The organism is Sphingobacterium sp. lm-10, from assembly GCF_023554555.1.
Lineage (GTDB): Bacteria > Bacteroidota > Bacteroidia > Sphingobacteriales > Sphingobacteriaceae > Sphingobacterium.
Genome location: NZ_JAMJWC010000002.1, coordinates 630694 through 647776 on the forward strand (window position 1 = coordinate 630694; position 17083 = coordinate 647776).

The following is a 17083-nucleotide window of genomic DNA, read 5'->3' on the forward strand; positions in this document are numbered from 1 at the left end:
ACATGTCGAAGATCTTTCTGAAATCAGACGAAGAAATTGAACAAGTGCGAGAGTCCGCTAAGGTACTCTCGCATTTATTAGCTGAAATCGCCGGTCGTGTCGAACCAGGTATTACCACACTATCTCTTGATAAGCTTGCTTTCGAATTTATTAAGGATCATGGCGGCACGCCAGCCTTTTTAAATTATCAAGGCTTCCCTTACTCTTTATGTATTTCTGTCAACGATCAGATTGTGCATGGCTTTCCAAGCGAGTACATTTTGAAAGAGGGCGATATTGTATCGGTAGATGGTGGCGTGAATCTGAATGGGTTTATTAGTGATTCTGCTTACACATTTGCAGTAGGCACTATTTCCGCTGAAGCGCAGCAGTTACTGGATGTAACCAAAGCAGCTTTAGTGAAAGGAGTAGAGCAAGCGGTAGTGGGCAAGCGGGTTGGTGATATTTCTGCGGCTGTGCAAGATCACGTGATTCCTTATAAATATGGTATCGTACGTGAACTGGTAGGGCATGGAGTTGGCTTCGAATTGCATGAAAAACCAGAGGTGCCTAATTATGGAAGACGAGGATCAGGATCTAAGTTGGAAGAAGGCGTGGTGATCTGTATTGAACCCATGATCAATGCGGGAAAGGCAGGAATCAAATTTTGGGACGACGGATGGACGGTTAGTACGATCGACGGAAAGCTTTCTGCTCACTTTGAGCAAATGGTGGCGATCCGAAAAGGGCGTCCGGATGTACTGCTAGACTTTCAGGAGATTGAAGAGGTTTTGAGTAAAAAGTAATTGGTTTTCAATTATTTTGTTTATCTTTGCACTCCTGTTTGTGCAGGCTTTTAACACGTAAATTACAAGGGATATATGGCTAAGCAAGCCTCAATAGAACAAGACGGAATTATCCGGGAAGCACTTTCCAACGCTATGTTTCGTGTGGAGTTGGAGAATGGGCATGAAATCATCGCCCATATTTCTGGCAAAATGCGGATGCATTATATCAAGATTTTGCCTGGGGATAAGGTGAAATTGGAGATGTCCCCATATGATTTAACCAAAGGCAGGATTACCTACCGTTACAAATAGCGGGTAATTCCCATTTGGTTTTACAGCTTTTAAAAATCTTATTAAACATGAAAGTTAGAGCATCAATTAAAAAACGCAGTGCGGACTGTAAGGTGATCCGCCGCAAAGGAAAACTATTTGTAATCAACAAAAAGAACCCTAAGTTCAAGCAACGCCAAGGGTAGTATTAACATAATCGCTAAAGTATTATATGGCAAGGATATCAGGTATAGATTTACCTAAAAACAAAAGAGGAGTTATCGGCCTTACGTACATTTTCGGGATTGGTCGTTCGACGTCTGAATATATCTTAGATAAAGCAGGCATCAGTCACGACGTAAAAGTCCAAGAATGGGATGATGATCAATTGACGACTATCCGTACAATCATCAACGAGGAGATTAAAGTAGAAGGTGCATTGCGCTCTGAGGTGCAGTTGAACATCAAACGTCTGATGGATATCGGTTGTTACCGTGGTCTTCGTCACCGTAAGCACTTACCACTTCGTGGTCAGCGTACTAAAAACAACTCTCGTACCCGTAAAGGTAAACGTAAGACTGTTGCAAACAAGAAAAAAGCTACTAAATAAGAATTAAGAAATGGCTAAAACTAAAAAAGTTACTAAAAAGCGTATTGTTGTTGTGGAGCCAGTGGGTCAAGCCCATATTAGCGCTACTTTTAACAACATTATCGTAACTTTAACAAACAACCAAGGACAAACGATCTCTTGGTCGTCTGCCGGTAAAATGGGTTTCAGAGGTTCTAAAAAGAACACACCTTATGCGGCATCACAAGCAGCTCAAGATTGCGGTAAAGTCGCACACGATTTGGGATTGCGTAAAGTAGAGGTTTTCGTAAAAGGTCCTGGATCAGGTCGCGAATCCGCTATCCGTACACTACAAACGATGGGTATCGATGTAACGCTTATTAAAGATGTTACGCCACTTCCACACAATGGTTGTCGCCCTCCAAAACGTAGAAGAGTTTAATTAATAGAATTGTTTAAGATAAGATTCATCAGCTATAGGCTGATTGATACTTCAAACAGATAAGAAAATGGCAAGATATACAGGACCTAAGTCCAAGATTGCACGTAAATTCAGAGAGCCTATTTTTGGCCCGGATAAAGCGTTAGATAAAAAGAATTATCCTCCTGGTCAGCACGGACCATCAAAAAGAAGAGGAAAACAATCTGAATACGCTATTCAGTTGTTAGAAAAACAAAAGGCAAAATACACGTACGGAGTTTTGGAGCGCCAATTCTCTAACCTATTTGTCAAAGCTTCCTCTAAACAAGGGGTTACAGGTGAAAACTTCCTGAAACTTTTGGAAGCGCGTTTAGATAATGTAGTGTACCGTTTAGGCATCGCGCCAACACGTTCATCTGCACGTCAATTCGTATCCCACAAGCACATTACTGTTAATGGCGAAGTCGTTAACATTCCATCATACAGTTTACGTCCAGGTGATGTAGTAGCTGTACGTGAGCGTTCAAAATCAGTTGAAGCAATCACGGATTCAGTTGCTGGTCACAAAATCAACAAATTCAGTTGGTTAGAGTGGAGCGCAAACGATTTACAGGGTACTTTCATGTCTTATCCAGAAAGATCGGATATCCCTGAAAATATCAAAGAGAACTTAATCGTAGAGTTGTACTCTAAATAAGAAATGATAGCATTAGGATAGTGAATACCACTATCCTAATGCTGTTGTATAAGTATATAATTTGTAACAAAATTAAAAGCAGATAAATGGCAATTTTAGCATTTCAAAGACCGGATAAGGTAATCATGCAGAAATCGACTGATTTTGATGGTACTTTTGAGTTTCGTCCACTTGAACCAGGTTTTGGTGTAACTATTGGTAATGCTTTGCGCCGTATTTTATTGTCCTCACTAGAAGGATATGCAATTACGTCAATAAGATTTTCAGGCGTTTCGCACGAATTTTCGACGATCAAAGGCGTTGTTGAAGACGTTACCGATATCATCTTAAACCTTAAACAAGTACGTTTTCAGAAAACTGGTGATCAAGGTGATTCAGAGAAAATCTTTATCGTGCTTAACGGCCAAGATCAGTTTAAAGCAGGAGATATTTCTAAGTTTTCTAACAACTTCGAAGTATTGAACCCTGATTTTGTGGTATGCAATATGGATCCATCCGTGACTATAGAAGTAGAACTATCTGTTTCTAAAGGTCGTGGTTACGTCAACGCGGAAGAAAACAAAGTATCAGATGGACCAGTAGGTGTTATCGCAATTGATTCTATCTACACGCCGATCAAAAATGTGAAATATACCATTGAGAACTATCGTGTAGAACAGAAGACCGATTACGAGAAATTGTTATTGGATATCTCTACTGATGGATCTATTCATCCAGAAGATGCACTGAAAGAAGCTGCTCGTATCTTGATTCAGCATTTCATGTTGTTCTCTGATGAGAATATGCTATTGGAATCGCAGACTAAAGAAGAAACTAAAGTAGTAGACGAGGAAATCTTGCACATGCGTAAGATCTTGAAAACTGAATTGGTAGATTTAGATCTTTCTGTTCGTGCCCTCAACTGTCTTAAAGCTGCGGATATTCGTACTTTAGCAGAGTTGGTTACTTACGATGTAGCGGATATGTTGAAGTTCCGTAACTTCGGTAAGAAGTCATTGAGCGAGATCCAAGAGTTGGTAAAAGCCAAAGGTCTTTCTTTCGGTATGAATTTGTCTAAGTACAAATTGGAAGAAGAATAAAAAGAATTATTAATAATAATAAGCGACCTGTTGCGTAATTCCTCTAGATAGTATTTAGTCGTGAGTATAGAGTAGTGTGATGCATTACTTTTTACTTTCCACTTTTTTACATCGAATAAGAACGGTGCGCACAAAACAAACACTAAAATGAGACACGGAAAAAAAGTAAACCACTTAGGCCGCACTGACAGTCACCGTAAAGCTATGCTAGCGAATATGGCGACGTCATTGATCAAGCACAAACGCATCACAACTACTTTGGCAAAAGCGAAAGCATTACGTCAATATGTAGAGCCATTAATCACCAAGTCTAAAAACGATACTACGCACTCTCGTCGTACCGTATTCTCTTATCTTAAAGATAAAGATGCTGTTACACTTCTCTTTCGTGAGATTTCAGAGAAAGTAGCAAACCGTCCAGGTGGTTATACACGCATTATCAAAATGGAAAATCGTCTAGGTGATAATGCTGAGATGGCATTCATCGAGTTGGTTGACTACAATGAAGTATACGGCAAAACTGCACAGACTGAGAAGAAAACTACTCGTCGTCGTGGTGGTGCGAAGAAGAAAGCAACTGCAGAAGAAGCGCCTGTTGAAGAAACAGTAGTAGCGGAAGAAGCAGCAGTAGAAGAAGTGGAAGCTACACCAGCGGTAGAAGAAACTCCAGCTACCGAAGAAGAATCTTCTGAAGAAAAGAAAGACTAATTAAGCATTAGTTTTCAATTTACAGAAAGCCTGTTATGTATGTACATAACAGGCTTTTTTTTTATGAAAAAGACGCCAGTTTAAGCATTTCAAGATAACATAACGCTTCGATCACACGACAGTCTGTGATTCTCAAAACTTGTATTGTAATGTCTATTTTGTCTTTGAAGGAAATTATTTATAACATAGTTACCGAGTATTTCTTAATAAACATGTTTTAATAATGATTTATTAATTTTTTGTTAAAATTATCTTTAAAGTAAATTGACAGTTTTGTGTTCGTAAAATAAATGCAAAATAACATCAATTAAAATGCTCAAGAAGTTTCTTTCCATCTTTTTTTTTCTATTGGTTAGTTCCGTATACGCACAATTACAATCATTTTCTGGAAAAGTTAGCGGTATGCAAACCGATGAATTATTGATAGATGCGAAGATCACGATTACAGCTGTTTCGAATAGATATAGTGCAACAGCTTCGACTGGGCTAACCGGAACATTTCGGTTCGATGTAATTCCTGCCCAGACCTATCATGTTGTGATTACAATGGATGGATACCAGGATCACAAGGAAACGATCGCCATTTTGGGTAATGTTTCTAAGGTTTTTAAATTGTCTGCAACTACACGATCTATTGATCAAGTCGAGGTACAGCGTCTATCCGCTGGGACCGATGCTGAAGCACGCCGTCTGGAGCGTCTTTCGCCCAATGTGATCAACATTATTTCAGCTCGCCAAATAGAACTTTCTCCAGATATTACAGTGGCCAATGTCGTACAACGCGTATCGGGTCTTTCCATAGAGCGTAACGCCAATGGAGATCCACAGTATGCCGTAGTACGAGGTATGAACAAACGGTATAACAATACATTGGTGAATGGAATAAAAATCCCTTCTCCAGATAATGACAACAGGTTTGTTCCTTTGGATATTTTTCCGGCAGTTTTTCTGGAAAAGCTAACGGTGTCCAAATCTCTGTCTGCCGATATGGAAGCTGACGCGATCGGCGGTACAATTGATATGATCATGAAAAACGTGCCAGCAAGCCGTCGACTGTTAGATTTTGATTTCCAAATCGGAGGTAATTTTATGTCGCAAGATGGAAACTTCACGACATATGATCGATCTGGCGTCTACAAATTCTCGCCTGCCGAGTATTTACCCATTGGAAGAGAAGCGACTGCCAGCGATCTGTCCAATACTATGTTTACACCGATACAGCTTAGTGTGTTGCCAGACATTTTGACTAGCGTAAGTTATGGTGAACGGTTTTTCAATAAAAAGCTAGGTGTGCTCTTAGGGGCAAGCTATCAGAATTCCTATAGGCCGAGCGAAAGCTATCAATTCAATCCGCAGCCCAACGTAGCGCTCGGCAATCGCTTGAATATGAATGAATATATCAACCGAAGAACAAGCACGCAGCAGCAACGGGCAGCTTTTCATGGGAAGCTGGATTATAACCTTGCATCAGGACATAACATTGCGCTCTATAGCGGGCAATATTTATTGAACGAATTTCGTGTTAGAGAGCAATATAATAGAGAATTGTTTACCTCGACCGATAATTTTCCAATCTATCCGACTACACGAGTCACCAATACCTATCAAACCATCTCGATTGTTGACTTGAGCGGAGATCATCAGATTTCTGATCAACTCAAAATCGATTGGCACGCAGTATATTCGTTAGCCCAGAATGAATTGCCTGACGATGGTGTGTTTATGCGATCAGCAACGCTAACAAATAACCAATACGTCAATGAACGACCTTATTTTCAGGATTCTCCAAATACGCGTGCATGGGAACGTAATGCTGATGAAGACATCTCTTTTTTCTTGAATGCCTCCTATAACACACCAAATATCGACTATCTCGATCTGGTTAAAGTTGGAGGATTATTCAGAAATAAGACTCGCGATAATTTCTATAGGTACTATCGTTATCAATCTATTCCTTTCGATGGCATTCGCGGGGTAGACTGGGAGGTATTTGACGATCTACCATGGGACGGATTTACCAATGGCTTTGGCGATGGTAATGCTAGCAGCCTGGTGTACGATGCAGATGAACGTATCACCGCTGGATACATCAATACGCAATGGGTAGTTAATAAATTGGCTATCCAAGCGGGTTTACGTGCGGAGCATACGAATCAAGGCTACCAAATCAATCAGACTGCCGCCACGGCAAATGCTACAGCGTTATCACAGAAACAGAGTTACCTCAATTTTTTTCCATCCGTGAGTTTGAAATATGCATTGGATGACGAAACTTTCTTGAAGTCAACCTATTACAAAGCAATCAGCCGTCCAGGATTCTTTGAGATTGTACCAACCAGAAGAAATCGGGGAGGAGGAGATTCATTTTTTCATGAAGAGGGTAATTCCGAATTGCGACCGACAGTAGCACACAATTTTGATGTACGGTATGAGTACTTTCCGACGGTATTAGATCAGATATTGGTCGGTGCATTTTATAAGCGACTACTCGATCCAATAGAATATGGATTTGTGCCGCGTTTTAATGCCACTACCGGTGCTCCCCAAGCCTCCAGTGTAATTGCTCCGCAAAACTATGGCACAGCTAATAATTTCGGTTTGGAAGTCGATTATACACGGTATTTCCGAAAAGTTGGGGTGCGTTTGAATTATACCTATACCAATTCCAATATCATAGCTACTAAATTGGTTGGAAGCCAAGTACAGGGAGCCCCCAACGAATATGTTTTGGTAGATGAAAATCGTGCTCTACAAGGTCAGTCTGACCACATCGGAAATGTTGCTTTACTCTACAAAGACCTCATGAGGCAGTGGGATGCGCAACTCGTTCTTAACTATACCGGTCGGCGTCTAGCATTTGTATCACCCTTTGAGGGAGCAGATCATTTTATGAGTCCAATGGCCGTCATGGATCTGTCGATAGAGAAGGGTTTCGGCCGTTACGTCGTATTCGTCAAGGGTAACAACCTGTTGGATACACCCTATAGATTGACGATTGGTCGCGGACTAGCAGTGCCAGAGGGGCCTTATCCACACCAAGAAAATCCAGAAGAAATGGCGAATGTGCGGTTGGATCGTTACGGTATCGCATTTCGTCTTGGTTTTCGTTTTAAACTGTAATTAATTGATTGAGAAATTGAAATATTGAGAAGTTATGAGATTAGTGTCAAAAATTTATGTGTTGTTAGCCTTGTTTGTCGTATTAGGATGTGGACAAAATGCGCCACTCATCGAAGAACGAGAGCCAGATCCAACGCCAATGGAACAAGCGGGAATATCTGGAAACCTCTCCGCTATAACATTGAGAGCCGGTGCAACCTACACGGTGGTAGGTGATTTACAAGTTCCCGAAGGACAAGTGGTCACTATTCCTGCGGGTGTGACTTTTGAGTTTAATCTAGGGCCTCGCAACGAAGCGTGGGTATTAGATGTGCACGGTTCATTATATGTCAAAGGAACAGAAAACAATCGAGTGGTGTTTACGGCATCGCGTACGGCATTAGCATCTGCACGCAATACAGGCTACGGTGGTCTTTGGGGAGGTATTCATGCCGGTCGAAAAGCTGGAGACCTTGTTATCGAACATGCAGACGTACTTCATGCAGGAGGAATTGCACGTGAAGGCACGATCATCACTACACCAGAGTCGGGTGGAAGCGGAAGATTAGGTGCAGGTGATAGAGGCTATGGTTTATGGTATTGTCGTCCAGTCGATGAACGCCAAGACGGAGTGTTTATTCTGTTGTACTCACACATCGCATATACCTTAGACGATGCCATCCGCACCAACGGTGGTCGTACTTTGTTGGCCTACAATACGTTTGAAGTAATTGGATTGAATGGTGGTGAAGCAGTCAATATTAAAGCAGGTGCTCCAGGTGACTATGCATTTAATTTGTTCTTTAACATCGCTACAAACTCATTGAAATCTGCAGATACTCAGGCAGGTGTACGTGGTATTCTAGAAACAAACTTCTACAACAATACAATTGTCAACTCTGGTTATCGAAGAGCTGAAGAAGCCCGTGGTGGCAGCTTAAACTACGAATCAGATGCTTATGGTAAAGCGTACAATAACCTGATCGTTAACAGTCGCTACGGTCTAAGATTGACCCCAGGAGAAGGAACCCCTCGAGTGACCTCTATGCAATTTGGATACAACTGGCATTATGGTACTGATCGTAATATCACAGACAACTTTTATCCAACAGGAGCAAATAACCCTTCCAACGGTTTAATTGGTTCTACACTTCCTATCCCGACAACTGACGTGATCGGTGCACCAAACGAGAATGATCCAGGTTTCGTGAATTACAGAGTAAGTACATTTACTTGGGCAGGTCGCTCGAATAACAGTGCTATTCCAAACGGAGCAAATTTCCATTTAACGGCTAACTCTCCTGCCTTAACTGGTGCTAAAACTGACTTCGAACCAAAGTTTGCTACTTACACCACCCTTCAAGGAGACGCGTATGCAGCACCGCGTCCGGCGGCTTACTTTGGGGCATTTGGAAGGGAATAATCCATTTCGGAATAAACACATGAGAAGACTGAATAGAACTCAAATAGCTACAGCATACTGTTGTCTCTCGCTACTCTTTCTTGGGTGTGGGGAAAATAGTCCTGTTATCGATGGTGATGGCGACAACCCTTCGCATAACTGGTCGAACCATACACCTTTTCAAGGCGATTATTTCGCGGATTTATTGCCAATCACTAATCGTTATGAAGCGGAACCAACTATTTTGGGCAATCTACAGTTGGATGAAGCCTCTGGTATTAGCCCTAGCGTCAAAAATGAAGGTATGTTTTGGACACATGAAGACTCTGGAAACACAAACTTCATCTTTTTAATTAACAGCAATGCTGAGATCGTTTGTCGTTATCGTGTAACAGGTACAAATAATATCGACTGGGAAGATATCGAGACCGTCATCGATCCAGAAACTGGCAAATCATACGTCTACATCTCGGATACAGGCGACAACGCGCAACGTAGAGCAGTCTCTGCAGTGTATCGTGTCGAAGAGCCAGTGTACACTGCGGCAGACTTTGGTCAAACAATTGATCTGGATCGCTCTATGATTCAACGGTACACATTTTCCTATCCAGATGGAAGCAAAGATGTAGAAAGTATGTTCGTTGATCCTTCGACCAAAGACATCTATTTTGTCACTAAGAGAGATGTACTATCCAGAATTTATATTATGCCTTTTCCTTATCAGGAAGGGGCAGGCAATCAGACTTACTTCGTTGGTGAATTTGGCTTTAGAGAAGCTTCTGCTGCAAGTTTGAATCTGCAGGCCGACAAATTGATCGTGCGTAATCGCCAAAACCTATTTTATTGGGAGCGAAATACTAATGAAGCTATTTGGGAAATGATGAGTCGCACACCCCAGCGGTTGCCGTATCAAGGCGAAGTGCAGGGTGAAGCAGTTTGCTTTGACAAGTACGACAATTATTACACGGTAAGTGAGCGGGCTGGACTACCTCAATATCCACCACTCTACAAATACACACGAAAACAATAACAAAACAATAAAACCAAAAGAGAAATGAAACACTTTAACACACTTTTTTTGGCCTTCCTGTTAATTGGGGCAGTACTGACGTTCAGCGCCTGTAATAATGGCATGGTCGAACCCGATCCTGATGAAAGGACGCTGGTCGTCACGTTCGAAAATGCATCTTTAGCAAATTACGTACGCGAGCAATTGAATTTGGCAACAAATGCGCCAATCACAAGAGGAGAACTTCTTCGTTTGGAAAGAGTGGACTTGCGTACGGAGATGATTGAGGATGTCAACAGCTTAGTGGGATTGGAGCATGCTACAGAATTAAATTATCTGGACTTTGGGGGTAATCCAGTTACAAGCCTAACACCGGTAGCCGGGTTGCGTAAGATCACTTATTTGCGCCTTAACCAGTCGGGAGTAACGGATCTCTCGCCCATTCGTGAATATACTACCTTGACCTATTTCAATGCTAATCAAGCATCTCCAGGTATTTCGGATCTTACCCCTCTGTCTCAAAATACCGGTTTGCAGACTATGATCCTTCGCGGCCAACCATTAGGCAATGACGGTTTGCGAGGAATCTCTAGTTTCGTTAACTTATATCGTCTAAATCTTCGCTCCACAGGTGTGACTGATCTCAGCGTAATTGCTGACTTGATGAGTCGCGGAGCTTTCTTGAGCACTACACCAGGCGCCAGTGAGTTGGGATCGGATCCAACACTGAATCTCCAAGATCTAGAAATTACCAATTGTGAGGTGCTGAACCCGTACAGAGATCGTTTGGCCGGTGAGATAGAAGGCGCCTGCCGTGTGCCAACTCCAGGTGGTGAGGCTGGTAACGATCAAACAGCTGTGGTGTTTGGAGATGAGGCCTTAGCTAATTTGATTAGAACACAGTTAAACCTAGAGGCTAGTGCGCCCATTACTCGTGGAGCGCTACAAGCTTTGACAACCGTCGACCTAAGAACGTTGACCTCTCTTACTTCATTGGTCGGACTGGAGTACGCCACTCAGGTATCTTCCCTGCGTATCGATGGAACACAAGTGGTGGATGTCTCCCCAATCAGTGGATGGACGAAATTGACCTATTTCAACGCCAATAGGGGAGCTGCTGCCACTGGAGGCATCACAGACCTGAGTCCCTTATTGGGTAGCAGGGAATTCTTGCAAACCGTTATCGTGAGAGGGAACCATTTCGGGGACGCTGCTGGCAGCGTATTGGTACAACTGACCAGCTTGCACCGATTGAACATCCGGGATTCAGGTGTTACGAACGGCATTGTGACCAGTGCCATTCAACCGTTGCTGCAGGCGGGGGCATTGCAAACAACCACTCCGGGTTACACTGCCGCTGACTCTGAAATAGCTATACAAGGAAATGGATTGACCTCAGCGGGTGTGGAGCCGATCAGCTTAGAACATTTCCCCAACCGCGTGCCGTTGTCTTTCTAAAGGAGCCTATTTTAATAGACTAAATTAAAGAGCAGGTTCGAAAACCTGCTCTTTGCTACTTTGGAGATATTTGCACTTTCTTTACGATGTTTGGCTCATCACAAATAATTTCCGCTATTCCCAACTATTTCCTTTTCTTGTTACTTATATTTGCTCAGAGGGGATTACGATTTCGTAGACCCTGCAAATTATTAATTCGATGAAACTATTTGACGTTTATCCCATTAACCCAATTAACATTGCCAAGGCAATGGGGTCTTCTGTATGGGATGATCAGGGGAATAAGTACCTTGATCTTTACGGCGGGCACGCAGTGATTTCTATTGGACACACGCATCCGCATTATGTAAATATGTTGAAAGAGCAGCTCGATCGTATTGGATTTTATTCCAACTCGGTAGAGATGCCGTTGCAGCGCGTATTAGCAGAAAAGCTTGGTCGCGTGTCGGGCAAAGAAGATTTCGAACTATTTTTATGTAATTCGGGGGCAGAGGCCAACGAAAATGCACTAAAACTCGCTTCCTTTCATACTGGAAGAAAAAAAGTGTTAGCTTTTTCCAAAGCATTTCATGGCCGTACATCTTTGGCAGTAGCTGCTACCGACAATCGGGCGATTGTTGCGCCGGTTAATGAAACCGATAATATTATTTTTAGCGCGTTCAATGATGAAGAAGCCCTAGAGCACGTGTTTGCGACACAGGGTGAGGAAATCGCTGCTGTGATCATTGAAGGAATACAAGGAGTGGGTGGTATTCGCGAAGCATCGAAATCATTTTTGCAAGCCATCAGACGTCTATGTGATCAATATGGCGCCATTTACATCGCCGATTCGGTACAGTGCGGATATGGTCGTACTGGAATCTTCTATTCGCATGATTATTCCGGAGTAGAAGCCGATATCTATACGATGGCCAAAGGAATGGGTAACGGATTCCCCATCGGAGCGATATCCGTATCCCCTAAATTTAAAGCATCATACGGAATGCTGGGAACTACTTTTGGTGGAAATCACTTGGCTTGCGCAGCTGCTATAGCGGTGTTGGATGTGATGGAGCAAGACGATTTAATGAGCAGCGCCACAAAGGTGGGGAACTACCTCATCAATCAATTGCGCACCTTTGATCAAGTGCTTGAAGTACGCGGTCGCGGCCTGATGATTGGAATAGAATTGCCAACTGAGCTGGGTAACGTGAAGAAAGATCTGCTTATGAAAAGTAGGATATTCACCGGCGAAGCCAAACCAAACGTGATTCGCCTATTGCCGGCCTTAAATCTCAGCATGGAGCATGCCGATCAATTTTTAGCGGCATTTGCGGAGCAGCTACAGGCACAACACGCTACAGCTTAAGATTCTTTAAAGAATCAATTTATACGAGAAGAATTGAGTGCTCGAATGAGAGCATGACAAACATAATTTTAGGATACAAGCATGCAGAATTTTTTTTCAGCGGCAGACATTGACAATTTGTCTGAGGCTGTACAAGAAGCGTTAACATTAAAAGCCAATCCGAGAGCACACGCTGATTTGGGTAAGCATAAGACCTTAGGGCTGGTGTTCTTAAATCCTAGCCTGCGTACCCGCCTTAGTACACAAAAGGCAGCTATTCATCTGGGTATGGACGTCATGGTGATGAATATGGACAAAGATGGCTGGGCGTTAGAAACACAAGACGGTGTAGTTATGAATGGCACAACGGTAGAGCATATTCGTGAGGCCGCAGCCGTCATGGGTGAGTACTGTGATATTCTGGGTTTACGTTCTTTCCCATCTTTAAAAGATAGGGAAGCCGATTATACGGAAGATTTGTTTAATAAATTTATCAAATTTTGCGGTGTGCCTGTTGTGTCCTTGGAAAGTGCCACGCGCCATCCACTACAAAGTTTGACTGATCTGATCACGATCACAGAACATAAAAAAGTAGAAAAACCGAAGGTCGTACTAGCTTGGGCGCCTCACGTGAAAGCATTACCACAAGCGGTGCCAAATTCATTCAGCGAATGGATGGGTAAAGCACAGGAGCAGGGCTTGGTAGACTTCGTCATCGCTCACCCGGAAGGGTACGAATTATCGGATGAATTTACCCAAGGTGTAGCTGTTACCCATGATCTAAACGAAGCATTAACGGGCGCCGATTTTGTATATGTCAAAAACTGGTCTTCTTTCAAAGAATACGGTAAAGTATATCCTGTAGAACAAGATTGGCTCATTACCAATAAACACCTGGAGCAAACCAACCAAGCAAAAGTGATGCATTGTCTACCTGTTCGTCGAGACTTGGAACTTTCTGCGGAAGTGCTGGATGGTCCACATTCGTTAGTCGTCAAGGAAGCCAGCAATAGAGTCTGGGCAGCACAATTGGTGTTAAAACGTATGTTGGAAAACCTCAAATAGATCGTATAGTAAACATGTCGAATCATTCGGATTTAAGTATAATAAAGATAGGTGGCAATGTCATTGATGATCCATCAAAATTGGATGCGTTTCTGGAAAATTTTGCTGCATTGCCAGGTAAAAAGATATTGGTGCATGGTGGTGGAAAAATAGCTACACGCCTAGCTGCGGACTTGGGTCTGGAGGTAAAGATGGTAGATGGTAGGCGAATCACCGACGCGGAGATGCTTAAGGTAGTAACCATGGTGTATGCCGGACTGACCAATAAATCTATCGTGGCTAGCTTGCAGAAATATTCCTGCGATGCCATTGGACTGAGCGGAGCAGATGGCAATGCTATTAAAGCAATCAAACGGCCTGTGCGAGAAATCGATTATGGCTTTGCTGGCGATATACTGGCAGATTCGGTAAATGAACATGCCATTAAGCGTTTTTTAGAATCTGGCTTCACGCCTGTTTTTTCTGCCATTACGCATAATGGTACTGGACAGTTATTAAATACCAACGCCGACACCATTGCCTCGGCATTAGCCGTAGGCTTGGCCTCATCTTATAATGTATCCCTACTATACTGTTTTGAAAAAGACGGTGTATTGCGGGATGTGAATGATGATAGCTCCGTAATTGACGTGATCAAAAGTTCAGAGTTTGAGTTGCTAAAAGCGAATCATATTGTGCATGCAGGCATGATTCCAAAGTTGCAGAACGCCTTTGATGCGATTGGGAAAGGTGTGCGAGATGTATTCATCGGAAATGCTGACAACCTGCATCACTATCAACAACAGAAGTTCGGTACGCGGCTGTCCGCATAACGCGCTATAAAATGCTATAATCGATTATCATGGCCAGAATTACTATCATTGGAAGTGGCAATATCGGCTTTTCTCTAGCTAAAGGGATCGCTCAGGCTGGTATTTACACTAAATCGGACATTATGCTAACCCGTCGCTCGGTACAGGCCATGACCGAGGAATTAGCGGCAGGCTTTACGGTGAGCGCGGACAATGCGAAAGCAGTACTCGATGCAGAAATCGTGGTGCTTGCTATACTACCACAGCAGGCAAAGCTCGTAATGGAAGAGATTCGTACAGCATTGAAACCAGAGCAAATAATTGTTTCGGTCGTGTCTGGAGTTTCCTGCGCAGATATGCGTGCTGTGTTGGGCGAGCAGGCGATCATCGTACGCGCTATGCCCAATACCGCTATTGCTATCGGGCAGTCAATGACCTGTATCACAACAGATCGCGCGACAGCAGATCAGGTAGGGGTGGTCGAGCGGTTATTTAATACGGTAGGTGCTGTAGTGGTTATCCAAGAAGAACTCATGACTGCGGCAACGGCTTTGTGTGCTTGCGGAATAGCGTTTTTCTTAAGAAGTATCCGTGCTGCATCGCAGGGAGGTGTAGAAATTGGCTTTCACGCCCATGATGCATTAAAAATGGCCGTACAAACGGCCAAAGGAGCCGCAGATTTGCTTTTGCAAATGCAGTCGCATCCGGAAAGTGAAATCGATAAAGTAACTTCCCCAAAGGGATGTACGATCGCAGGATTGAACGAGATGGAACATCACGGTTTCAGCTCTGCTTTTATCAAAGGGATTAAGCTATCTGCGCTCAAAGCAGGAGGATTATACCATGAATAGGCCCAGTATCGAGCAGCTTCAGCAAGATAGCTTGATGTTATTGCAGGCGCTTATCCAAACACCTTCATTGAGCAGGGAAGAAGGCCAAACGGCGCAATTAATTGAAGAATTTCTGACGGCGAGAAGCATCGCTAACGAACGGGTCGGCAATAACGTGATTGCTTACAATCAATTTTTCGACGTCTCGAAGCCTACCATCTTACTTAACTCACACCACGATACCGTTAAGCCTAATCCGGGCTATACCCGCGATCCTTTTCATGCAGAGCTGCTCGATGGTAAGTTGTATGGCTTAGGATCTAATGATGCGGGAGGCTGCCTAGTTGCATTAATTGCGGCATTCTGTCATTATTACCAAGATCAGAATTTAGCATACAATTTGTGTCTGATTGCTTCTGCAGAAGAAGAAGTGTCCGGCAAGAATGGCATTGAAGCAGCTTACGCCGCTATTACTGACTGCGAGTTTGCCATTGTCGGCGAACCTACACTTCTAGATTTGGCCATCGCTGAAAAAGGATTGATGGTGTTGGATTGTGTGGCACATGGTGAATCCGGGCATGCGGCACGTGAAGAAGGTATAAACGCAATTTATAAAGCACTGGAAGATATCGCGTGGTTTAGCAAATACAAATTCCCCAAGGAATCGACCTTCCTAGGCCCAGTCAAAATGTCGGTAACGATGGTGAATGCTGGATCGCAGCATAATGTGGTGCCGGCAGAATGCCATTATGTGGTCGATGTACGCACGACAGATGTATATAGCAATGCGGAAATATTGGAAATAATCCGTGCACAGGTAAAGTCGGACGTCACGCCACGCTCTACTCGATTAAATTCTTCTACCATCGCAATGCATCATCCAGTGGTAAAAGCGGGGATCAAGCTAGGCAAAAATACCTATGGGAGCCCAACAATGAGTGACCAAGCCTTACTGCCAATTCCTTCCTTAAAAGTCGGCCCCGGACACTCCGCACGCTCCCATTCTGCAGATGAGTTTATTTATGTAGCGGAGATCAACGATGGCATCGCGTTTTACATCCAACTACTAAAAGAGATCTTATAACGTAATTTGTCTTTTGATGCTCTCTTCCAAAGAGATGATCGTTTCTGTCCGTTGTATGCCTTTCAAAGCTTGAATATCTTCATTCAGTACTTTTCTCAGATGTGCTGTATCCCGACAAACGATTTTAGCAAACATACTGTACTGACCCGTACAATAATGAAGTTCTACCACCTCTTTAATCTCCTTCAATTGGCTTACTGCATCAGAGTATTGAGATCCCTTTTCCAAGTAAATGCCCAGAAAAGCGGTAATGTCAAAGCCAACCTTTTGTGGATTGATCATCAGATGAGATCCACGGATGATTCCTAATTCCTCCATTTTCTTCATGCGTACGTGGATAGTTCCACCAGATACAATCAGCTTTTTGGCTATTTCTGTGTAAGGAATGGAGGCATCCTCCATCAGAATTGATAAGATTTGAACATCCAAATTATCTAGATCGTAGTTCGCATATTTCTTTTCCATAAGTGCTTCCGTTAGCTCGATTAAATTAAACTTTTTCAAAAAT

Annotated in this window: 18 protein-coding genes; 17 read left to right on the forward strand and 1 reads right to left on the reverse strand. The window is 43.0% G+C overall.

What is annotated here, in order from left to right; genetic code table 11:
- Positions 1-2: 2 nt before the first annotated feature.
- The 17 genes from map (at position 3) to M8998_RS12850 (ending at position 16575) form a co-directional block, all read left to right on the forward strand.
- Positions 3-785 carry a type I methionyl aminopeptidase gene (gene map, locus M8998_RS12770; RefSeq protein WP_249993462.1) on the forward strand — a complete coding sequence of 261 codons (783 nt, stop codon included), beginning with the start codon at positions 3-5 and terminating at the stop codon, positions 783-785.
- Between the two features lie 75 nt (positions 786-860).
- A complete protein-coding gene (gene infA / locus M8998_RS12775) occupies positions 861-1079 on the forward strand; it encodes a translation initiation factor IF-1 (protein WP_002997456.1) in 219 nt (72 codons plus the stop codon).
- A 47-nt stretch (positions 1080-1126) separates the two neighbouring features.
- Entirely contained in the window at positions 1127-1243 is a 117-nt protein-coding gene (gene ykgO / locus M8998_RS12780; RefSeq protein ID WP_082784980.1) for a type B 50S ribosomal protein L36, read from the forward strand.
- Between the two features lie 26 nt (positions 1244-1269).
- Positions 1270-1647 carry a 30S ribosomal protein S13 gene (gene rpsM, locus M8998_RS12785; RefSeq protein ID WP_249993465.1) on the forward strand — a complete coding sequence of 126 codons (378 nt, stop codon included), beginning with the start codon at positions 1270-1272 and terminating at the stop codon, positions 1645-1647.
- A 10-nt stretch (positions 1648-1657) separates the two neighbouring features.
- Complete coding sequence (rpsK, locus tag M8998_RS12790; RefSeq protein ID WP_249993467.1) at positions 1658-2047, forward strand: 30S ribosomal protein S11; 390 nt, start codon at positions 1658-1660, stop codon at positions 2045-2047.
- Positions 2048-2114: 67 nt separating this feature from the next.
- Positions 2115-2723, forward strand: a complete 609-nt coding sequence (gene rpsD / locus M8998_RS12795) for a 30S ribosomal protein S4 (RefSeq protein WP_249993470.1) — start codon at positions 2115-2117, stop codon at positions 2721-2723.
- An 86-nt stretch (positions 2724-2809) separates the two neighbouring features.
- Entirely contained in the window at positions 2810-3802 is a 993-nt protein-coding gene (locus M8998_RS12800) for a DNA-directed RNA polymerase subunit alpha (protein ID WP_249993472.1), read from the forward strand.
- 147 nt (positions 3803-3949) lie between these two features.
- On the forward strand, positions 3950-4510 hold the full coding sequence (gene rplQ, locus M8998_RS12805; RefSeq protein WP_249993474.1) for a 50S ribosomal protein L17: 561 nt from the start codon (positions 3950-3952) through the stop codon (positions 4508-4510).
- A 312-nt stretch (positions 4511-4822) separates the two neighbouring features.
- Positions 4823-7630, forward strand: coding sequence for a TonB-dependent receptor (locus M8998_RS12810; RefSeq protein ID WP_249993476.1), 2808 nt, complete (start codon positions 4823-4825; stop codon positions 7628-7630).
- A 34-nt stretch (positions 7631-7664) separates the two neighbouring features.
- Positions 7665-9032: a beta-helix domain-containing protein gene (locus M8998_RS12815; RefSeq protein ID WP_249993478.1), complete on the forward strand. Its 1368-nt coding sequence runs from the start codon at positions 7665-7667 to the stop codon at positions 9030-9032.
- Positions 9033-9051: 19 nt separating this feature from the next.
- Complete coding sequence (locus M8998_RS12820; RefSeq protein ID WP_249993480.1) at positions 9052-10041, forward strand: hypothetical protein; 990 nt, start codon at positions 9052-9054, stop codon at positions 10039-10041.
- Positions 10042-10065: 24 nt separating this feature from the next.
- Entirely contained in the window at positions 10066-11478 is a 1413-nt protein-coding gene (locus M8998_RS12825) for a leucine-rich repeat domain-containing protein (protein ID WP_249993482.1), read from the forward strand.
- Positions 11479-11677: 199 nt separating this feature from the next.
- Positions 11678-12826, forward strand: coding sequence for an aspartate aminotransferase family protein (locus tag M8998_RS12830; RefSeq protein ID WP_249993483.1), 1149 nt, complete (start codon positions 11678-11680; stop codon positions 12824-12826).
- Positions 12827-12907: 81 nt separating this feature from the next.
- Positions 12908-13870 carry a Rossmann-fold NAD(P)-binding domain-containing protein gene (locus M8998_RS12835; protein ID WP_249993485.1) on the forward strand — a complete coding sequence of 321 codons (963 nt, stop codon included), beginning with the start codon at positions 12908-12910 and terminating at the stop codon, positions 13868-13870.
- A 14-nt stretch (positions 13871-13884) separates the two neighbouring features.
- On the forward strand, positions 13885-14682 hold the full coding sequence (gene argB, locus M8998_RS12840; protein ID WP_249993487.1) for an acetylglutamate kinase: 798 nt from the start codon (positions 13885-13887) through the stop codon (positions 14680-14682).
- 29 nt (positions 14683-14711) lie between these two features.
- Positions 14712-15512: a pyrroline-5-carboxylate reductase gene (proC, locus tag M8998_RS12845; protein WP_249993489.1), complete on the forward strand. Its 801-nt coding sequence runs from the start codon at positions 14712-14714 to the stop codon at positions 15510-15512.
- A complete protein-coding gene (locus M8998_RS12850; protein ID WP_249993491.1) occupies positions 15505-16575 on the forward strand; it encodes a M20 family metallo-hydrolase in 1071 nt (356 codons plus the stop codon). The genes proC and M8998_RS12850 overlap by 8 nt, the downstream gene beginning before the upstream one ends.
- Here M8998_RS12850 and M8998_RS12855 read toward each other — a convergent pair.
- Positions 16570-17040, reverse strand: coding sequence for an Lrp/AsnC ligand binding domain-containing protein (locus M8998_RS12855; RefSeq protein WP_066754805.1), 471 nt, complete (start codon positions 17038-17040; stop codon positions 16570-16572). The two genes, M8998_RS12850 and M8998_RS12855, sit on opposite strands and share 6 nt — an antisense overlap.
- Positions 17041-17083 lie beyond the last annotated feature (43 nt).